This window comes from Paenarthrobacter sp., from assembly GCF_031180005.1.
Lineage (GTDB): Bacteria > Actinomycetota > Actinomycetes > Actinomycetales > Micrococcaceae > Arthrobacter.
The window spans coordinates 1-19,721 of record NZ_JAPSHI010000031.1 but is presented as its reverse complement, the minus strand read 5'-3'; the positions used below and the strand labels follow the sequence as shown (position 1 = coordinate 19,721).

Annotated in this window: 17 protein-coding genes and 1 pseudogene; 13 read left to right on the top strand and 5 right to left on the bottom strand. The window is 63.4% G+C overall.

The features are described 5' to 3' along the window. Nucleotides 1-159 precede the first annotated feature (159 nt). The 4 genes from RIF72_RS17485 (at nt 160) to RIF72_RS17470 (ending at nt 4,119) form a co-directional block, all read left to right on the top strand. Nucleotides 160-822, top strand: a complete 663-nt coding sequence (locus tag RIF72_RS17485) for a response regulator transcription factor (RefSeq protein ID WP_309076103.1) — start codon at nt 160-162, stop codon at nt 820-822. After that, complete coding sequence (locus RIF72_RS17480; RefSeq protein ID WP_309076102.1) at nt 819-2,234, top strand: HAMP domain-containing sensor histidine kinase; 1,416 nt, start codon at nt 819-821, stop codon at nt 2,232-2,234. Before RIF72_RS17485 ends, RIF72_RS17480 begins: the two co-directional genes overlap by 4 nt. Beyond that, the gene (locus tag RIF72_RS17475; RefSeq protein WP_309076101.1) at nt 2,227-3,216 is read left to right on the top strand and encodes a TAXI family TRAP transporter solute-binding subunit; all 990 of its coding nucleotides are present in this window, start codon (nt 2,227-2,229) and stop codon (nt 3,214-3,216) included. Before RIF72_RS17480 ends, RIF72_RS17475 begins: the two co-directional genes overlap by 8 nt. Nucleotides 3,217-3,282: 66 nt before the next feature. Beyond that, nucleotides 3,283-4,119 (top strand): hydroxymethylpyrimidine/phosphomethylpyrimidine kinase, encoded by an 837-nt coding sequence (locus RIF72_RS17470; protein ID WP_309076100.1) that lies wholly within the window; start codon nt 3,283-3,285, stop codon nt 4,117-4,119. Between the two features lie 14 nt (nt 4,120-4,133). Here RIF72_RS17470 and RIF72_RS17465 read toward each other — a convergent pair whose 3' ends face one another. Beyond that, nucleotides 4,134-5,066, bottom strand: coding sequence for a cytochrome b/b6 domain-containing protein (locus RIF72_RS17465; protein ID WP_309076099.1), 933 nt, complete (start codon nt 5,064-5,066; stop codon nt 4,134-4,136). A gap of 301 nt (nt 5,067-5,367) precedes the next feature. Between RIF72_RS17465 and RIF72_RS17460 the strand changes: the two genes are divergently transcribed. From RIF72_RS17460 to RIF72_RS17450, 3 genes are all read left to right on the top strand, one after another. Next, a complete protein-coding gene (locus tag RIF72_RS17460) occupies nt 5,368-5,982 on the top strand; it encodes a TetR/AcrR family transcriptional regulator (protein WP_309076098.1) in 615 nt (204 codons plus the stop codon). A gap of 69 nt (nt 5,983-6,051) precedes the next feature. Then, on the top strand, nt 6,052-6,597 hold the full coding sequence (locus tag RIF72_RS17455) for a helix-turn-helix domain-containing protein (RefSeq protein ID WP_309076097.1): 546 nt from the start codon (nt 6,052-6,054) through the stop codon (nt 6,595-6,597). Then, on the top strand, nt 6,587-7,126 hold the full coding sequence (locus tag RIF72_RS17450) for a DUF6036 family nucleotidyltransferase (protein WP_309076096.1): 540 nt from the start codon (nt 6,587-6,589) through the stop codon (nt 7,124-7,126). Before RIF72_RS17455 ends, RIF72_RS17450 begins: the two co-directional genes overlap by 11 nt. Before the next feature lie 32 nt (nt 7,127-7,158). Here the strand turns inward: RIF72_RS17450 and RIF72_RS17445 are convergent, their stop codons facing one another. Continuing rightward, nucleotides 7,159-8,481, bottom strand: a complete 1,323-nt coding sequence (locus tag RIF72_RS17445; protein WP_309076095.1) for a serpin family protein — start codon at nt 8,479-8,481, stop codon at nt 7,159-7,161. A 140-nt stretch (nt 8,482-8,621) separates the two neighbouring features. Continuing rightward, nucleotides 8,622-10,136, bottom strand: a complete 1,515-nt coding sequence (locus RIF72_RS17440; protein ID WP_309076094.1) for a helix-turn-helix domain-containing protein — start codon at nt 10,134-10,136, stop codon at nt 8,622-8,624. Nucleotides 10,137-10,281: 145 nt separating this feature from the next. On the opposite strand from RIF72_RS17440, the gene aceA reads away from it, so the two are divergent. Together aceA and aceB are read left to right on the top strand one after the other, a co-directional pair. After that, entirely contained in the window at nt 10,282-11,598 is a 1,317-nt protein-coding gene (gene aceA / locus RIF72_RS17435) for an isocitrate lyase (protein WP_309076093.1), read from the top strand. A 213-nt stretch (nt 11,599-11,811) separates the two neighbouring features. Then, nucleotides 11,812-13,464, top strand: a complete 1,653-nt coding sequence (gene aceB, locus RIF72_RS17430) for a malate synthase A (protein WP_309076092.1) — start codon at nt 11,812-11,814, stop codon at nt 13,462-13,464. Between the two features lie 302 nt (nt 13,465-13,766). Here the strand turns inward: aceB and RIF72_RS17425 are convergent, their stop codons facing one another. Both RIF72_RS17425 and RIF72_RS17420 read right to left on the bottom strand, forming a co-directional pair. Then, nucleotides 13,767-14,960 (bottom strand): MFS transporter, encoded by a 1,194-nt coding sequence (locus RIF72_RS17425; RefSeq protein WP_309076091.1) that lies wholly within the window; start codon nt 14,958-14,960, stop codon nt 13,767-13,769. Nucleotides 14,961-15,045: 85 nt separating this feature from the next. Next, the gene (locus RIF72_RS17420) at nt 15,046-16,263 is read right to left on the bottom strand and encodes an ROK family transcriptional regulator (RefSeq protein WP_309076090.1); all 1,218 of its coding nucleotides are present in this window, start codon (nt 16,261-16,263) and stop codon (nt 15,046-15,048) included. A gap of 217 nt (nt 16,264-16,480) precedes the next feature. On the opposite strand from RIF72_RS17420, the gene RIF72_RS17415 reads away from it, so the two are divergent. The 4 genes and pseudogenes from RIF72_RS17415 to RIF72_RS17400 all read left to right on the top strand — a co-directional run. Beyond that, nucleotides 16,481-17,290 (top strand): sugar phosphate isomerase/epimerase, encoded by an 810-nt coding sequence (locus RIF72_RS17415; protein ID WP_309076089.1) that lies wholly within the window; start codon nt 16,481-16,483, stop codon nt 17,288-17,290. Beyond that, nucleotides 17,287-18,408, top strand: coding sequence for a Gfo/Idh/MocA family oxidoreductase (locus RIF72_RS17410; RefSeq protein WP_309076088.1), 1,122 nt, complete (start codon nt 17,287-17,289; stop codon nt 18,406-18,408). Before RIF72_RS17415 ends, RIF72_RS17410 begins: the two co-directional genes overlap by 4 nt. Nucleotides 18,409-18,422: 14 nt before the next feature. Next, nucleotides 18,423-19,586 (top strand): Gfo/Idh/MocA family oxidoreductase, encoded by a 1,164-nt coding sequence (locus RIF72_RS17405; protein WP_309076087.1) that lies wholly within the window; start codon nt 18,423-18,425, stop codon nt 19,584-19,586. A gap of 1 nt (nt 19,587) precedes the next feature. After that, nucleotides 19,588-19,721 (top strand): annotated as a pseudogene (locus RIF72_RS17400) (sugar phosphate isomerase/epimerase); the annotation flags it as partial.

Below are 19,721 nucleotides of genomic sequence, written 5' to 3'. Positions count from 1 at the left end.
CCTGGCTGCCTTGTGAGGCCCGCTTTGCGCCCTTTGGCTACTCTGAGGGGCGCAGAGCGGGCCTCGCAACGTTAAGCTCTAGTAGCGGACCAAACTCGCGAACCAAACCCACCAACCAAACCCGCGAACCAGCCCACAGCAAGCCAAAGGACCCTGACAGTGCACGTGCTCATCGTCGAGGATGACGACGCCATGGCGTCGGCCCTGAGCGCAGCCGTGGCCTCTGCTGGCCACAAGCACACCCGGGTGTCCCGGGGCGAGGACGCGCTCCTGGCCCACCGGCAGCACGAAGTGATCCTGCTGGACCTCGGCCTCCCTGACATGGATGGCTTGGACGTCCTGCGCAAACTGCGACAGGTCACGCAGATTCCTATCCTGATCCTGACCGCTCGCGACGACGAACGCAGCGTGGTGTTGGGCCTTCGATCCGGAGCCGATGACTACCTGGTCAAACCCGTGAAACTCGTGGAATTGCTCGCCAGAATCGAGGCAGTCACCCGGCGCGCCAGCCGTTCCGGACAGGACGCTCCGCACACCATCGTCCTCGGAGATTTGGAAGTGGACCTCGACCGCCGGGTGGCATCCGTGGGCCAAAGACAACTCGCCCTCACGGCAACCGAATTCGACCTCCTCAGCCTGCTGGTCAGGAACGCAGGCTCCGTGGTGACCAGGGAGCAGCTCCTGGATGCGCTCTGGGGCGACGCATTCCTGGCGCACTCCCGTTCCTTGGACGTGCACCTCACAGGCCTCCGGTCCAAGCTCCAACTTCCCGGCTTCATCATCAACGTCCGCGGCGTCGGCTACCGCGTAGAGCAACCGTGAAAGTCCGCGTACTGGGCATCCTCAGCCTGCTGGTGGTTGTCATTGTGGTGACGGTGTCCAGCGTGATCCTGACATCGGCGAGCAGGGAGCTCACCCAGGAACTGCAGATCAACCGCGTGGCAGCCCTCAACCGTTTCGCGCAACTGGCCAGCGACGCCGCTGAGGACAACGACACAACCCAACTCCAGCGTGAAATGGACCGCTATTCCGAGCTTTACGGCGAAGGGATCCTGATCCGGCTTCAGCAGCAAACGGTAAGCTCCGGCAACCTCAGCGAGGACCAACCAGTGGTCAGTGACGCACTCAACCGGGCGAGCCTTAACCTCAGCGACACTACGCTCAACCCCATCCGTGCCTTCGGGACAGGCAATGACTTCATCTCCAGGTCCTTCGGCACGGCCAGCCAGGTACTTGGCGAAGTGGTTGTTGAGGTCAACCTCGAAGCCGCCCGGCAGAAGCTCCGGGAGCGGTGGCTCGTCGTCGGGCTTGCCGCGGTGGCGCTGGGGATGCTGCTGCTCGTGGCGGCGTCGCGGATCACGGCTTGGGTTCTGCGCCCGGTCCACCGTCTCAGCAAGGCAGTCCACGAGCTCGCGGCCACGGGCAAAACCAGCCAGCTTCCTGAAGCCGGTCCGCCTGAACTGCGTGAGTTGAGCCGGTCCTTCACAGCCATGGCCGATACTGTGACTAAAAGCATGGAGTCGCAGCGCCGGCTCATCGCTGATACTTCACATCAACTCCGGAATCCTGTGGGGGCGCTGCGGCTGCGGATCGATCTGCTGCAGCTCGCCTTACGCTCGGAGCCTGAGAAAGAAGCGGCAGCCGGCGTAGTGGCCGAACTTGAGCGGGTGGAAGAAATGCTCGACGGCGTGCTGAAGCTGGCAACTGCTGAACACCGCGCCTCTGAAGTGTCTGCCGGTGTGGAGCCAGCATCAGAGCATAAGCGGCTGGCCGTCATCGACCCCTTCCCGGTCCTGCAAGGTGAAGTGGAAAGGGCGACGCCGGCCGCCCACCTTGCCGGCTCGGAGCTGACATTGGAGGGCCCGGCGTCCGGAAGCCAGATTGTTTGTGACCCGGAGGAACTCGCGCATATGGTGGGTGAGCTCCTCGCCAATGCCCTCAAATACGCTCCGGGGGCACGTATCACGGTGGCGAGCCGGCAGACGCAGGGAGGCACCGCCGTCGAGGTTTCCGACGACGGTCCCGGCCTCCCCGCCGATCAACTCGCCGCGTCCACCACCAGGTTCTGGCGCGCGCCGCAACACAGCAAGATCCCCGGTAATGGGCTGGGTATGACCATCGTGGAACGGCTCGCGGAAGCGAACGACGCACAGCTGGTCCTGCAAGCGAATGAGCCGCACGGGCTGACTGCCCGGCTGGAGTTTGTACGGCCGTGGGAGGAATCGCATGCCTGAGTCAGCGATGATCTCCCGGCGAAGCGCCCTAAAAGCGGTTGCCGTGCTCGGTGTGGGGGGCGGCCTGCTAGCGTCAACAGCGGCCTGCACACCGGAGGACCGGCCACAGGAACTGACCGTTGCCGGCGGCGAATCCGGCGGCTTCTACTTAGAGTTTGCTGCCCTCCTCGCGGACCTGCTGCAACGGGAACGGGTGGCCGAAAAGGCAGTCGCGCTGACCACCGGCGGAAGTTTGGAGAACGTCCAGCGTGTCTTATCCGGGGAGGCGACGCTCGCCGTCGCACTGGCCGACGCTGCAGCGCAAGCCACAGCCCTGGGCAAGGACGACGGGCAGTTGGTGGCGCTGGGAAAGGTCTACCAAAACTACGTCCACTGTATTGTGCGCGAGGACAGCGGCATCCGAACCTTCGCCGACGCCGCCGGGAAGACCGTGGGCGTGGGTGAGGTAGGCTCGGGAACCACCCTCACGGCCGGCCGAATCATTTCTGCCGCAGGACTCTCAGGCGAGACGACTGGGCCGGGCAGGGCTGTGGGGCAGGTCAACCTTGGGCTGAACCAGGCCTTGGCTTCCCTGAAGGACGGTTCCATAGACGTGATGATCCAGTCCGGAGGTGTCCCGACGGCGCCCATCGCCGCCGCGGCACAGGACCTTGGCGTGCGGCTCCTCGACCTTTCCGAACTCATCACTGCGATGCGGGCTCAGTCGGAGTTCTTCTACGACCGCGTCCTCATTCCCGCGAACAGCTATGGAAACGCACCTGCCGTGTGGACCGTGGGGGTGGCCAACCTGCTTCTGTGCCGTAGGGACCTGGCGGATCATGTTGTTCGGCAAACCGTGGAGCTGATGGTGGGGCAGGCCCAGGATCTGGTGCCGAAGTCCAGCACTGGCGTTCAATTCCTCAGTCCGGAAACCCTGATCAACACAGCTGGCCTGCCCCTGCACCCGGCTGCAGAGGCAGCTTACCGGGCGCTGCACGGCTAAGGCTGCCACGGTTAGCCGGGAGGCGCGAAATGGGCGTGTGACGGGGGCGAATGGCAAAATGAACACATGACTTCAGCCGTTGCCCCTGCCATTGCCCTGACCATCGCCGGCTCCGAAGCGACCGGCGGCGCCGGAGCGCAGGCCGACCTCAAGACCTTCCAGGAACTTGGAGTGTTCGGCATCGCGAACCTGACGTGCATCGTTTCCTTCAACCCCAAGGACAGCTGGAACCACCGCTTTGTCCCCGTGGACCAGGAGGTCATCGCAGACCAATTGGAAGCCACGACGGCGGCATATGGTGCCGCTTCCGGCGCGCCTTCCGTGCTGGATACCGTGAAGATCGGCATGCTCGGAAGCCCGGCGACCATCAGCACCGTGGAAAACGCACTGGCCAGCGGCTCCTTCAGGCACGTCGTGCTGGACCCGGTGCTGATCTGCAAGGGACAGGAACCTGGCCACGCCCTGGACACTGACCAGGCCTTGAAGGCGCAGATCCTGCCGCTGGCTACCTTCGTCACTCCCAACCACTTCGAGGCCGAGTCGCTTTCCGGACTCACCATTACTGACGAAGAGTCGCTTAAGGCCGCCGCCATCCGCATTCATGAGATCAGCGGCGCAGCAGTCCTTGCCAAGGGTGGGGTTCGGCTGGAAGGCCCGGACGCCGTCGACGTTTACTACGACGGCGAGACGCTGGAGGTCCTGCGTGCGCCCAAAGTTGGCGAAGTCGCCGTCTCGGGTGCCGGTTGCTCGTTGGCCGCTGCAGTGACTGCCGAACTGGCCAAGGGTGCGACGCCGCTGGAAGCTGCCCGAACGGCGAAGGCCTTCGTGACTGCCGGCATCAAGAACCGCGTGTCTTCGGGGGCTCCGTTTGATGCCCTGTGGCAGGGCGGGGCGCTGTCCTAGCGCGAGACCTCTGTTTAGCGCGAGACCTTGCCCATGAGCGAAGCGATGGGGCGCAGGAACAAGGGCCGGGCCAGGAACCAAGCGGCGGCCGTGAACACGATGGATGCTGCGAAGATCCCGAAACCCCACCAGCTGTTGTTGTCGTCGTTGGAGGCGTACATGTGGTTGAGGTTCCGCAGCGCACCGGTTGCCAGCACCAGGGTCACGTGGACGATCACGAAGGCCACGAAGTAGATCATCACGGGGAAGTGGATCTTCCGGGCCAGCTCGATCGGGTAGAACTTGTTGATCGCAGCCTTCTTGGGCCATGCCCCGGACATCCGAATGCCCGTGATGATGGCCAGCGGCGCGGCAATGAAGACCGTGATGAAGTAGGTGAGCAGCTGGAGGCTGTTGTAGTTGTTCCAGCCGTTTTCAACGGGCCAGTTCAGTGATGCGTACTGCAGCCCCGCCGAGATGGCATTCGGGAAGACGTCCCAACTGGTGGGAACGATCCTCAGCCACTGACCAGTAGCGAAAAGCAGCACGATGAAGATGATGCCGTTCAGGACCCACAGCGCGTCCAAGGTCAGGTGGAACCACAGGTCCAGGCTGATCTTGGTGGGGGGATTCTTGGTCTTGATGAAACCTTTGTTGTTCCGGGTCCAGTTGGCAGCCGGGCGCGTGGTGGTTCGTACCTGCCAGCCGGACCGAATGATCAGCACAATGAAGAACATGTTGAGGAAGTGCTGCCAGCCAAGCCAGGCCGGGAACCCTGTCGGGGCGCCTTCAGGAACGGCGGAGTGCCCCGGGTAGTCGGTGAGGAACTGTTGCACGGGCTGGAGGGTCCGGAGCCATTGCGCAACGAGCACCAGGATCAGTGCCACCACCAAAGCTCCTGCGGTGACGACGACGGGTTTGAACCACCTGTTCGACGTGATCCTGGACGACTTGCTTGAAACGGACATCAGGCCGCGTTCCTCTCTGGCTTGTTTGGCTGCGACCAGTTGGCGCTATATAGCGATTCAACCAGTTGCAGCCCGACGGTGAAAACGGTACCCGGGTTTCGGGGCGTTCGACGTCAAAAATCGCAGCATTCGGATACATGCCGCAATACATATTTCTAGAACAGACTTCCAGAATTATTTCCCGGTCTGCAAGGGCCAGTCAAGGCTTGCTGTTGGCTATGTGGATTCTTTCCGGAGTAAGATTCCAAAAATGGCCGGGCAACACTCCGGTCTTTCTTCTGGCTGCGGGAGGAGCGAGAGCGTGGTTCGCAAGACATCCGATGCAGCCAACACTGCCGGCTCCTGGCAATGGACCCGCACCGCGGCAACACAGCGAAATCTCCTGGACGCCGCCGCCAGCGTTTTCGTGGAGCATGGCTTTACCGACGCGAGCATCTCGGACATCGTGGCGCGGGCAGGATCCAGCGTGGGCAGCCTCTATCACCACTTTGGCGGGAAGACTGAGCTCTTCCTCGCCCTGTGGGACGACTACCAAAACGAACACGAGCGCATGGTCGCCGCGTCCGTGGCGAAGGCGCGCAAAGCCGGCGAGAACGATCCCCTTTCGCTGTTCAACGTGGGCAGCCGCAGCTACTTCGACTACACCTGGAAGCACCGCCACTTGGAGCGGGTGTTCATTGAGGGCGACACTCCCCCGGGCTTCGAGGTACTTCGGCGGGAACGTGGGCGTGAGTGGGTGCGACAGAATTCCGTGCTCCTGGGCGCCAGCGACGACACCTTTGGCAGGCTCACCGTTGCCGTGATCACGGACATCATCACCGTCGCCGGGCAGGAGGTGGCTCTCAGCCCCACTAAACGCGAGGCCGACGAGGTTGTCGAAGCAGCCGCGGTGCTCGTGCAGCGCCTGGTCCGCTAACTTCGCGGGTCCCTGACGGATATCCGATGCCGTGTGTTCTACATGCATGTATGGGGGTACCATACATGCATGGACACTCTCGATGTCGACGGGCTCTTTCGTGAAGCTGCGGATCTAGGCAGGATCAGTGAGGAATTGCGCCAGCAGCAGTTGACCGCTGCCCGGCGGCGACAGGAAGCAATATTTTCCCTCCATGCGGCGGGTCTGTCCATTCGGGAAATCGCGAAACGGTTGAACTCCAGTCCAGCCGTCGTGCAGGCGTCAATCAGGTCGGCCCGGGCTCGTAGGCCGGTCATGATCCGTCGTGAGGAACGCATCCCCTTCGAGCTTCACCTTCAACTCGGGCTAAAGCTGCACGAAGATGAAGTTGCTATCCGGAGAGTCGGTCGAGCGGGCATTCAGCGGATGCGCGAGAAGCCGAGGAACCCCGTGGCCGAAGAGTGGCTAAACCGATGGGAAGAGCTTCTGGAACGGCCCGTGGACGAGCTCGAAGCCGCGATGCTTGAAGACAGCCCGTTCGCAAAAGAACTAAGGCAAATGAGTCCCTTCAATGGGATCCTTACCCAGGACGAACGGGTTCTGGCGATAAAGAAGGCGGCAGCCCTTGCGCCGTGAGGAGCTTGAGCACGCCATACGTGCGGCAACCGAGATCATTCATGCCGACCGGGTCATCGTCATCGGAAGCCAATCCATACTCGGTTCCTATACTGAGGAGCAGCTGCCTTGGGCCGCCACCATGTCAGACGAGGTGGACATAGCTCCGATGTCAGATGACGATGCGGGGACGCTTGCCGACAGCATCGACGCTGCGATTGGCGAATGGTCGCCCTTTCACGAACAGTTTGGGTTCTACGTTCAAGGAGTCGGTCGAAGCACTGCCGTGTTGCCGCGTGACTGGGAGTACCGGCTGGTCAGCGTGCGCAACGAAAACACAAAGAACAGCACGGGTCTTTGTCTCGACCCTTACGATCTATGCGCTGCCAAGTTAATCGCGGCGCGTCCCAAAGATCACGCGTTTGTGCTGGCCCTGGTCGACGCCGGCTTGATTGGGGCAGCGAGGCTGGTGCAGCGAGTCCAACAGGTCGATGAAGCGGAGCCGCGACGTGAAAAAGCACTAGCTTGGGCGAAGTCTCTGATGGGCTGAGCAGCCGCGGTGCTGGTGCAGCGCCTGGTCCGCTAGCTGCGCGGGTCCGCCACCCATCCCACGAACAGTGGCATTCCTGTGTCAACGTGAACGATCTGGTAGTGGAAGGGGTGGTCGAGGACGATCTCCCGCTCCGGGACCACGGCGCTGGAGGCCTCGGCATTCATTTGGGTCACCGCCGAGGCAATAGTCCCCTTTTCGGCAACGGTGATGTTGGCAGCTTGGGCCGCCTGTGTCAGTTTCATTCCCTGCTGAATCGCGTCGAAATCTTTGTCCGTGGCCAGCATCTGGTTGAGTCCAAGTGTTTTGAAGACTCTCCTCAGCTCAAACGTAGTCTTGTGGTCCCACTTGGGGAGACTGATCCGTACCATGCCCTGCTTGGCGGCGCCCAAGCCGTTAGCCACGTCCGTCAGCACCTCCGCAGAAACGGCGGCCGGACCCGCCGCCCCTGACGCACCAACCGAACCCGATGCACCGCCGTCGGGCAGTACCAGCCGCATGACGAAACCCTCGGCGTAAGGCAGATCCACGGCCTTCCATCCGGGAGCTTCGGCGTAGGCCATGGAGAGGGAGGTGTACATCATTGGCACCTTGATTACCTCCCCACCGCCCTTGGTGAAGGGGCCGTCCGCAGTGTCGTTGGCGTCGAACGGCGTTTGCCAGGCGGCGGCGAAGTACAGGGCATTGAGCAGGCTGAAGGTGTTGTCAGGATCGTATTGTGCGGGTGCTTCCTTGATCCGGCCACCGGTGTTCCTGCTGACCCACTGGTCGATGGCCGGCTTGGTCACGGCTTCGTCCTGAAAGTTCACCGGGTACACACCGGTTCCGAAATGTTTGGCGAGCGTGGTGAGAAAGGCTTCGCCGGTTGGCACACCTTTGTCAACGAACAGCCCGTTGGCGGCATGCATGACCGGCTTACGCGGCGGGTTCTCTTCATCGACTGAGCCAGGGTCGCCGTCGAACTTTTCAAGGGAGGCCAGCAGTGCGTTCATCGCTTCGTCGCGCCCCTTCCCGGGCAACCCAAGGGCTGAGTCCATCTCCTGAGCAGTGGCTCCGGATGCCCCGGCCCGAAGCATGCTCAACGCAATCAGCAGGCTGGCGGGCGACGACACCACGTTGCCGTTGTCCGAGTCGCCGCCATCGGCGAGTAGCGTGGCGCCGAGCTCACGCGCCGACTCATTGAACGCCGCGAGCTGCGCCGAGTAGTCCGATGTCTGAACCGAAACGCGAGTCACGCCGTCGGCCGTTTGGAGTCCGACGTCGGCCGGTTGCGGTGCGCAGGCACTGATGGTCGCGGAACCGCTCACCAGCGCTGCTGCCGCGAGCAGCGCGGTCACTCTGACGGTTCGTTTCATGGCGCATCCCCCTGTTTGGTGTTGTTCTCACATGGTGCTCCGTTTGAGGATGGAATTCACGCGAAGTGAGCGAGGGATTGCCTAAATGTGCCGGGACATGAGCGAGCGTCATGCTCAAGCCCGAGGGACATGAGCGAGCGTCAGCGCTCGGAGTGGGCCGCCAGGAAGGAGTACACCTCGGTCTCATCCACGCCGGGGAACGCGCCGGGAGGCATGGCGGCGAGCAGGTGCGAATGGGCCCGGGCTGACGGCCAAGCGTTTCCGGCCCACTCGTTCGCCAACGACGCCGGGGGTCGTTTGCAGCAATTCGGGTCGGGACAGTTGGACGTTGCGCGGGCGATGGTCTCCCGGCCGCGGAACCATTTCACGTGCTGGTACGGCACGCCAATGCTCAAGGAAAATTCGCCGGCAGCCGAGCGCTCGGTGCGGGCTGTGCACCAGTACGTACCCGACGGCGTGTCCGTGTATTGGCTGTAGGCGCTGAACTTGTCCGGAACGTCGAACACTGCCCGCGACGTCCAGGCCTTGCATGACGGCTGCCCTTCAATCGCCCCGGTGTGATCCTGCGGGAAGGTGACGCCGTCGTTCTCGTAGGCCTTGTAGATGATGCCGGACTGATGGGTCTTCTGGAAGTGCGTGGTGATGCCCAAGTGCTTGGTGGCCAGGTTAGTGAAGCGGTGCGCGGCAGTTTCGTAGGACACGGCGAAGGCATCCCGGATGTCCTCCACGGCGATTTCCTTGGCGGCCTTGGCTTTTTGCAGGAATTCCACCGTTGCCTGTTCGGGAAGCAGCAAAGCGGCGGCGAAGTAGTTGGTGGCCACTCGCTGCGCCAGGAAATCCCCGTAGTTCCGCGGAGTTTCGTGTCCCAGTACGTAGTGGCCCAACGCTTGCAGGAGGACCGAACGGGGGTCGTGGTCCTGACGTTGGTTCTGCGTCAGATAAATTCTGCGGTTCTTCAAATCGGTCACGGAACGCGTGGAATGGGGCAAATCGCCCACATGGTGCAGAGTGAAACCCAGGTTCTCGGCTATGTCCGCGATAACGTGCTGGCTCAACGGACCGGTGGTGTAACCCACTCCTTTGAGGACCTTCTGCGCCTCGGCCTCGTACTCGGGGAAATAGTTACCGCGCTCGCGCATCATGGCACGCAACTCGCCGTTCGCGCGGCGGGCTTCTTCCGGCGTCGCGACTTGCTCATTGAGTTTGCGTTCAAGCTCCTGAAGCAGCCCCACTTGCGACTCCAGCACATCGAGCGGAAGCCGCGAGCTGATGCGGATTTTGGGCAGGTTGAGGGACTCATAAAGGGGCCCCCGCTGGTACCGTTCCAGCTCGATTTCCAGTGCTGCCCGGCGGCTCGGCGGCTCCGCTCCCAGAAGCTGGTCGATAGTCACACTCAGCGATGCAGCGAGCTGCTGAAGGAGCCCCAACTTAGGTTCGCGTTTGCCGTTTTCTATGAGGCTCAGCTGGCTCGGTGCGGTCCCGACGGCGGCACTCAAGTCGTCGAGGGTCAGCCCGGCCTGCTTGCGCAGATGGCGCACGCGGCGGCCAAGGCTGATGACGTCCAGTTCAGGGGACGCAGCGGACAACGACGGCGACGCGACTTCGCGATTCCAGCTAACAGGCGACATTTCTTGAGAATACGCGAAGAAGTGCATTTCTTTCCATAGTTTTCCTCTAGTAACCCTCTTGGAAGTGCAGAAAAGTAGGTCTTACGAAAAAGAAATACAGACCCCGGACAAGCCGGCCGATGCAGCAAAGGCGCAGCGGAGGCCGGCCCGGGCACCACTTAGGAGACATGCAATGACCGCATCGTTTGAACCAGCAGAGCAGACCGCAGAGCAGCAGGCAGCAGCGCTGGAACTTGAATGGTCCGCCAACCCGCGTTGGGAAGGCGTCACCCGTGATTACTCGGCCACCGACGTCGTCCGCCTCCGCGGTCGCGTCTCCGAAGAGCACACCCTGGCCCGCCGCGGTTCGGAGAAGCTCTGGAAGCAGCTCACCGAGGAAGCTCCCACCGGCGGCTACACCAACGCTCTGGGCGCACTGACCGGAAATCAGGCAGTGCAGCAGGTCAAGGCCGGCCTCCGCGCCATCTACCTGTCCGGCTGGCAGGTGGCCGCAGACGCCAACCTTTCCGGCCAGACCTACCCGGATCAGTCCCTGTACCCGGCCAACTCGGTACCCCAGGTTGTCCGCCGCATCAACAACGCCCTGCTCCGCGCAGACCAGATCGAATACGCCGAGGGCGTCAAGACCGTTGAGGACTGGCTGGTTCCGATCGTCGCTGACGCCGAAGCCGGCTTCGGTGGACCGCTCAACGCCTACGAGCTCATGAAGTCCATGATCACCGCAGGTGCCTCGGGCGTGCACTGGGAAGACCAGCTCGCTTCCGAAAAGAAGTGCGGACACCTCGGCGGCAAGGTCCTGATCCCCACCCAGCAGCACATCCGGACCCTGAACGCAGCCCGCCTGGCAGCCGACGTCGCCGACACCCCCACCGTGGTCATCGCCCGCACCGACGCCGAAGCCGCAACCCTGATCACCTCAGACGTTGACGAGCGCGACCAGGAATTCATCACCGGCGAACGCACCGCCGAGGGCTTCTACAAGGTCCGCAACGGCATCGAACCATGCATCGCCCGTGCCAAGGCCTACGCACCGTACTCCGACCTCATCTGGATGGAGACCGGCACCCCGGACCTGGAGCTGGCCCGCAAGTTCGCCGAATCGGTCAAGGCCGAGTTCCCGGACCAGATGCTCTCCTACAACTGCTCCCCGTCCTTCAACTGGCGCAAGCACCTGGACGACACCACCATCGCCAAGTTCCAGCGTGAACTCGGTGCCATGGGCTTCACGTTCCAGTTCATCACCCTGGCCGGGTTCCACGCCCTGAACTACTCGATGTTCGACCTCGCCCACGGTTACGCCCGTGAAGGCATGAGCGCGTACGTCGAGCTCCAGGAGAAAGAATTCGCCTCCGAGTCCCGCGGCTACACCGCCACCAAGCATCAGCGCGAAGTCGGCACCGGCTACTTCGACGACATCGCTACTGCGCTCAACCCGAACGCATCCACCCTCGCATTGGTCGGATCGACCGAAGAGGGCCAGTTCCACTAACCAACACCCGACGGCGGTGCCTCCGCCGGCCCGCGGACCGGCAACGCTCTGCCTGCTATTCCCCACGTCCCGGTTTCGACCTCGCTGAGCGAGGACGAGACCGGGACGCAGGGCCCCTTTTACGCAGGCTGCCACGCCACCGGCTCCTTAGCCTCGTGCCCACCTCACCCGAGTGCCGCCGTCGAACTTTTGCTTCTCATAGGAGAGATTGAAATGAACAGCTTCACTGACAACTTCACTATCAACGGCATCACTATCACCGCGCAGCCCATTTGCCGGCAGAACGAGGTCCTCACGCCGGATGCGCTCGAGTTCATCGGCAAGTTGCACCGGGCCACGGCTGATCGTCGTCAGGAGCTGATGCAGGCACGGCATGCCCGCCGTGGGCAGATCGCCGCCGGCCAGGATCCGCGGTTCCGCCCGGAAACCGAGGGCATCCGAAACGACCCGTCGTGGCGTGTGGCTCCTCCGGCCCCGGGCTTGGAGGACCGCCGCGTGGAGATCACGGGCCCGGTGGATAAGAAGATGACCATCAATGCCCTGAACTCGGGTGCGAAGGTCTGGCTCGCAGACATGGAAGACTCCTCCACGCCGACGTGGCGCAATGTCATCCAGGGACAGCTGAACCTGACTGATGCCTTGGAACGCCGCATCGACTTCACCTCCCCTGAGGGCAAGGAATACAAGCTCAAAGCTGCAAAGGACCTGCCCACTATTGTGGTTCGTCCGCGTGGCTGGCACCTGCCGGAGAAGCACATGCTGATCGACGGCAAGCCGATTGCCGGCGGCATCGTGGACTTTGGTTTGTTCTTCTTCCACAACGCCCGCCGCCTGCTCGCCCAGGGCAAGGGCCCGTACTTCTACCTGCCGAAGATCGAGAACCACCTCGAAGCACGGCTGTGGAATGACATCTTCGTCCTGGCCCAGGACCTCTTGGGTATCCCGCAGGGCACCATCCGCGCCACGGTGCTGATCGAAACCATCACGGCCGCCTTCGAGATGGAAGAGATCCTGTACGAACTGCGCGATCACGCCTCCGGTTTGAACGCCGGGCGCTGGGACTACATCTTCTCGCTGATCAAGAACTTCCGTACCCGCGGACCGCGTTTCGTGCTCCCGGACCGCGGCCAGGTGACCATGACCCAGCCCTTCATGCGCGCTTACACTGAGCAGCTGGTCCGGGCTTGCCACCGCCGCGGTGCCATGGCGATCGGTGGCATGGCTGCCGCTGTTCCCAACCGCAAGGACGAGGCAGCAAACCAGGCCTCGTTCGAGAAGGTACGTGCAGACAAGACCCGTGAGGCCAACGACGGTTTTGACGGTTCGTGGGTTGCCCATCCGGACCTGGTGCCTGTTTGCCGGGAAGTTTTTGACTCAGTTCTCGGAGACCGCCCCAACCAGCTGGACCGCTCCCGTGAGGACGTCACCCCGGATGATCGGGCGCTGATCGACATCGCCAGCACCGAGGGCACCATCACCGAGGGGGGCGTTCGCCTGAACATCGAGGTGGGCATCCGCTACATCGAGTCCTGGCTGCGCGGCAACGGAGCTGTGGCCATCCACAACCTCATGGAAGACGCTGCCACCGCTGAGATCTCCCGCTCCCAGCTCTGGCAGTGGATCCACTCCCACGCCATCACCGACCACGGCGACATCATCACCCGTGAATGGGTGGAAGACATGCTGGATGAGGAATACGCCCGACTGGAACGCTTCGACGGAGACCGCTTCGCTGACGCCCGCGCCATCTTCGAAGAAGTCACCCTGGCCGAGGAATTCCCCACCTTCCTGACCATCCCTGCGTACGCCCGTTTCCTCACCGAGGCCCGTGAAGAGGCCACGGAAGAGGAACTCGTCGCCGCCTAGGTCTACTGGGTAGCGACACATCAAGCCCCGACGCTGGGCTGCCTGCACTCTTCGCAACAAGTGACCCCGACCGTCGGGGAGGCAGCCCAGCAACGGGGCTTTCCCATGCCCCGCGCACTCCGCTTCGCGGCCTAGCTGCACAGCATGCCGGGCGCACGGCACGCTCCGCAGGGAACCCCCGAAACGGCCAGGGTGGAGACGGGCAGGGCGGAGGCGGGGCAGCGCAGGGCAGGGTGGAGACGGGCGGAGGCGGGGCAGCGCGGGGCAGGGCGGGGTTGGGCGGGTTTGGGCCGGGCACAAACCTAGCGCTGCCGGGCCACCCAGCGCACGGACAACGTGGTGCACACGCAGAACGCGAGTACCGAGCCAAGGATCACGAACAGCGGGACAGTCCACCCCCCGGTAACACTGTGCACGAACCCAACGACAGTGGGAGCCAACGCAGCGAAGCAGTAGCCAACGCCTTGCACCACGGCGGACATCTTCCCGGCGGCGGCCTGCGATTGTGCGAACTTGATGATGGCAATGAAGATCACCGTGATGCCTCCACCCTGTGCAACACCGCCCAGCGAGGACCACATCCACCAGCACTCAGGTGCCAGCAACAAGCCAACGGGAACTGTAAGCCATAGCGCACTCAAGGTGACTGCGACCGTCGTCGTACTCGCGAACCGGGCCAGGAGCGGCACACCCAAGCCGCCCACAATCGCGAAGATCTGGAACAGCGAGGAACCTGCACCGGCCTCGGCGGTGCCCATGGCGAGTTCGTCGGACAGGAAGCTCGGCAGCCAGGCGGTAACCCCGTAGTAGGAGAACGCCTGGCCCGCGAAGCCAAGTGTGAGGCCCACAGTCAGCCATCGAACACCCGCAACACGACCGGCACCGGCAGAGGACGGAGCAGGAACCGCCAGGGGAACAAAGGCCTTCCGGGCACCAACAGTGGGTACCCAGAACAGGATGGCCGCCAAAGCCAACAAAGCGCTCGCAGCCAAGGCAAGTCGCCATCCCACCAGTTCGGCAAGGGGCGCCGTGGCCACGGAAGTGAGGAACGAGCCAACGTTGAGGGCGGCCGTGTAGACGCCCATGGCCGTTGCCTGGCGCCGGGGCGCGAAGTCGCGCCGGATGATGAGTGGCACTGCTATGTTGCCGATAGTGATGGCCACACCAATGATGACCGTGCCCACCATCACCGAAACGCCACCGCCGCTGGAGCGGATCACCACGCCGGCCAGCACACCAAGAAGCGTGAGCATCACGGCGACTTCTGCCCCAAGACGGCGGCCTGCCAGTGAGGCCAAGGGCGAAGCAAGGGAGAAGCAGAGCACGGGGATGCCGGTCAGCAGTCCGAGCTCAACCGGAGAGAACCCAAGGTCCTGCTGAAGGGAGTCCACCACGGGCGCCACCGCCACGAAAGGGCCCCGCATGTTGAGGGCGATCAGTCCGATGCACGCAAGGATCAACCAGCCTCGGGGAATCTTGGCAAGAAATTGGCTCAAGGGACAGGCCGAAATGTGACAGGAAGCGTTTTCATCACTTTCATTGCTATCACGCTCCCGCGCCGCGAAGGGCCATATGGAGCGCTTATCCCGCTGCTTGAAGCGTGGCCTCAATCACTGCCGGCGACAGGACGTGCTGGGTGACCATGTGGCTGGCGCCCAGGATCGCTGCATGCTGCCCGGCCATGGAAATGCCGATGCGCAGGTGCGTCGTGGCCAGGGGCAGGGACCGCCGGTAGACCACTTCGCGGATCCCCGCCACCAGATGCTCGCCTGCTTCCCCCACGCTGCCTCCGATGACAATGATGGACGGGTTGAGCAGGTTGACCACGGTGGCGAGCACATCACCGACGTCGCGCCCGGCCTGCCGAAGCGCCTGAATTGCCTGCAGGTTGCCCTCATCAACAAGCCGCAGGACGTCAGCGCCGTTGGTAGCTTCCAGCCCTTGGGACTGTAGTTGGCGCGCGACGGCGGGACCTGAAGCAAGCGCCTCAAGGCATCCGTGGTTGCCGCAACGGCAGAGGACGTCGTCGCCGCGCGGGACACGGACGTGCCCGAGGTCGCCGGCGGTTCCGTTGGCGCCGCGCTGCAGTTGACCACTGCTGATGATGCCGGCGCCGATACCGGTGGCCACTTTGACGAACAGGAAGTTGTCGTGGTCCGGCCAGTACGCTGTCCGTTCACCGAGGGCCATGATGTTGACGTCGTTGTCCACCAGGACGGGAACCGGCAGGGAGCGCTGGACGAACGTGACGACGTCGAATCCGTCCCAGCCCGGCATGATGGGCGGCTTCACCGGCCGCCCGGTGTCGTGTTCAACGGGACCGGGGAGGCCGATGCCCATGCCTGCGAGGTCGCCGGGCTCACGGCCCGCTTCGGCGAGGATCTCGCGGCCTGCAGCAACGACGCGGCCCAGGACGATGTCCGGACCATCGGCGACTTCCTGCCCCAATCGTCGCTCCGCCAGGACGTTGCCGCCGAGGTCGGTGACGGCAACAATCACGTGGGTAGCTCCGACGTCGACGGCCAGGACCACCCGCGCTGCCGGGTTGAAAGCAAAACGCGACGGCGGCCGTCCGCCGGTGGAGCTCGCTTCGCCGGCGGGTCCGACGAGCCCCGCGCTGATGAGGGAGTCAATGCGTGAGGCCACAGTGGAACGGGCCAGTCCCGTGGTTTCGGCGAGCTCAGCGCGGGTGCGGGCCTTGCCGTCGCGGAGGAGTTGGAAGAGATTACCAGCGCGTGAAAGATTGCCGGCCTCTGGCGCGGAGGTGTTTCCGGCGTCGGTCCCGGCAGCTTTTGTCATCCAATTAGTGAAGCACGATTGCTTATGCATGTCACCCAGCGGAAGTTTGTCGGACTATCTGCAGCTTTTGCTGGACCATCGACAAAAGTACCCTTAGGCTGAAATGAGTGCGTAACCGGCGTGCTTGGTGGAACCTGTAGCTCCCTCGGCAAGGGCTCACTAGACTGGCGCCATCTCGCTGATACTCCAGAACAACCCTCCCCGGAAAAGGAACCCAATGTCTTATTCGATCCAGCTGTACACCCTGCGGGACGCTCTTCAGGAGGACCTGCCGGGCACCATTAGGAAGGTTGCCGAGATCGGTTTTACGCAGGTGGAGCCGTACAACTTTGTGGCCACGGCCAAGGAATTGGGTGAGGCATTGAAGGAGAACGGCCTGACCGCGCCTTCCGGGCATGCCCCGTTGTTGTCCCAGGATCAGGACGAGATCTTCGCTGCGGCCAAGGAACTGGGCATCACCACGGTGATCGATCCCTTCCTTCCCGCGGAGCACTGGCAGTCCGCCGAGGACATTCAAGCTACGGCCGCCAAGCTCAACGCTGCAGCGAAGAAGGGTGCCGGGTATGGCATCCGGGTGGGGTATCACAACCACGCGTGGGAGCTGGAGTCCACCATCGAGGGCAAGACCGCCTTGGAATACCTCGAGGGGTTGCTGGATCCGGAACTGGTCCTGGAAGTAGACACGTACTGGGTTGCCGTCGGCGGTCACGACCCGGTGGAGCTGCTGGCCCGCCTCGGTGACCGGGTGAAGCTCATCCACATCAAGGACGGCCCGGGGAACACCGACACCAAAGCACAACAGCCTGCCGGCCAGGGCACCATCCCGGTGCTGGACGTCATCGCCGCAGCCAAGTCCCTGGAAGTGGGCGTCGTGGAATTCGATGACTACTCCGGTGACATCTTCGAAGGCATCACCCAGAGCCTGGCCTACCTGACCGCCGCAACCAGCGCAGAGGCAGCCGCCGCAGCCAGCGCAGAGGCAGCCGGCGCAACCGGCGCCCAGGCAGCGGAAGGAGTGCAGGCATGAGCTTCACCCCTTCCACCCGGAAAGGCCCCGTGGGCGTTGCCGTCATCGGTGCCGGCAACATCAGCAAGCAGTACCTGGACAACCTGACGATCTTTCCCGACCTGAAGGTCCTGGTCATCGCGGACCTCTTCGTCGAGGCCGCGGAAGCCCGCGCCAAGGAATACGGGGTCGCAGAATTCGGTACGCCCGAGCTGGCACTGAACCATCCCGACGTCGAGCTCATCATCAACCTCACCATCCCGGCAGCGCACGTCGAAGTCGCCACAGCGGCAGTGAACGCGGGCAAGCACGTCTGGACCGAGAAGCCCTTCTCGCTGGACCGCGAATCCGGGCTGGGACTGCTCAAGGCAGCAGATGCAGCAGGTATCCGCCTCGGCACTGCCCCGGACACCTTCCTGGGTGCGGGCCTGCAGACGGCACGGCGGATCATCGAACGCGGCGACATCGGCACCCCGCTCACCGGAATGACCACGTTCCAGACCCCTGGCCCGGAATCCTGGCACCCAAACCCGGCGTTCTTGTTCCAGCACGGAGCCGGTCCCTTGTTCGACATGGGCCCGTACTACCTGACTGCCCTGATCCAGACCTTCGGATCGATCCGCAAGGTCGCCGCCGTCGGCTCCTCCGCCAAAGCGAGCCGCATCATCGGTTCCGGACCCAAGGCGGGCGAGGAATTCGCCGTCGAGGTCCCCACGCACGTCTCCGCGATGGCGCAGTTCGAAGGGGGCCAGTCCTCCCACAGCGTGTTCTCCTTCGAATCCCCCCGCCAACGCATGGGATTCGTGGAGATCACCGGCTCCGAAGCGACGCTGTCCCTCCCGGACCCGAACTACTTCGACGGCGACCTGAAGCTCTGGCGACCCGGTGCCGAAGAACCCGAGATCATCCCCGCCACCGGACCGGCCAACGGCCGCGGCATGGGAGCCCTGGACATGGCCCGCGCCATCCGTACCGGCGCACCGCACCGCGCCACGGGCGAACTCGCCTACCACGTCCTGGACACCATGGTCTCCATCACCGAATCGGTGGAATCAGGCACTTTCGTGGACGTCACCAGCAACGCCCCCGTCTCGGCTGCCCTTCCCGAGGACTGGGCCCCCGAAACAGCGACGCTCTAGAGGCGAGGAACACTATGACTATCCCTGGAAACACGCCACTGGGCGTTGCGGCAATCGGCTACGCCTTTATGGGCAAGGCCCACTCGAATGCGTGGCGGAACGTAGCCAGCTTCTTTGACGTGCCGGCCTTCGAGCAGAAAGTGCTCGTCGGCCGGGACGCCGGTGCCGTCGCAGAAGCCGCTGCCAAGTACGGCTGGGCCGAGTCCGCCACTGATTGGCGCTCCGTCATTGAGCGCGACGATATCCACATCATCGACATCTGCGCACCGGGTTGGATGCACGCCGAAATCGCCATCGCCGCGCTGGAAGCCGGCAAGCATGTCCTGGTGGAGAAGCCGCTGGCCAACACCATCGGCGAGGCTGAGTCGATGACGGCGGCCGCCGCTAAAGCCCGTGCCCGCGGCGTGCAGTCGATGATCGGCTTCAACTACCGCAGGGTCCCCGCGCTTGCCCTCGCCCGTGAGTTCATTGCCGAGGGCCGCCTTGGGACCGTTCGCCACGTCCGCGCAGCGTACTTGCAGGACTGGCTGACCGACGCCGAGTCCCCCATGACCTGGCGCCTACGGAAGGAAACCGCCGGATCCGGCTCCCTGGGCGACATCGCCTCGCACGCCATCGACCAGATCCTTTACCTTTTGGATGATGCCGTCACCGAGGTCTCGGGCCGTCTCCAGACCTTCGTGGATCAGCGCCCCGGCGCGGAAGGTCCGGAGGATGTCACGGTCGACGACGCCGCCTGGGTTAATCTGACTCTCGCCTCCGGAGCAATCGCCTCTGTGGAAGCCTCCCGCGTGGCTACGGGCCAGAAGAACTCCCTCAGGCTCGAGATCTACGGTTCGCTCGGTTCGTTGACATTCGACCTGGAGAACCTCAACGAACTCCAGTTCATGGACACCACAGTGCCTGTCCGCGAACAGGGATTCCGGAGAATCCTGGTAAACGAACCCGAGCACCCGTACCTCGGAGCGTGGTGGCCACAGGGTCACATCATCGGCTGGGAGCACACCTTCACCCACCAGATCCGCGATTTCCTTACCGCGATCGCCTCCGGTGAGGCACCGTCGCCGTCGTTCGAAGAGGGCCTGAACGTCCAGCACATCCTGGCCGCGGTGGAAGAGTCCGCGGCAGCCAAGAGTTCACTCATCCAGCTTTCCGCCAGCACCACTGAAGGAGCCTGACATGCCCCGCCCGTACACCCTGTTCACTGGCCAGTGGGCCGACCTCCCTTTCGAGGAAGTCGCGCGCCTCGCTTCCGGTTGGGGCTATGACGGCCTGGAAATCGCCGTTTCCGGAGACCACCTGGACGCCTGGCG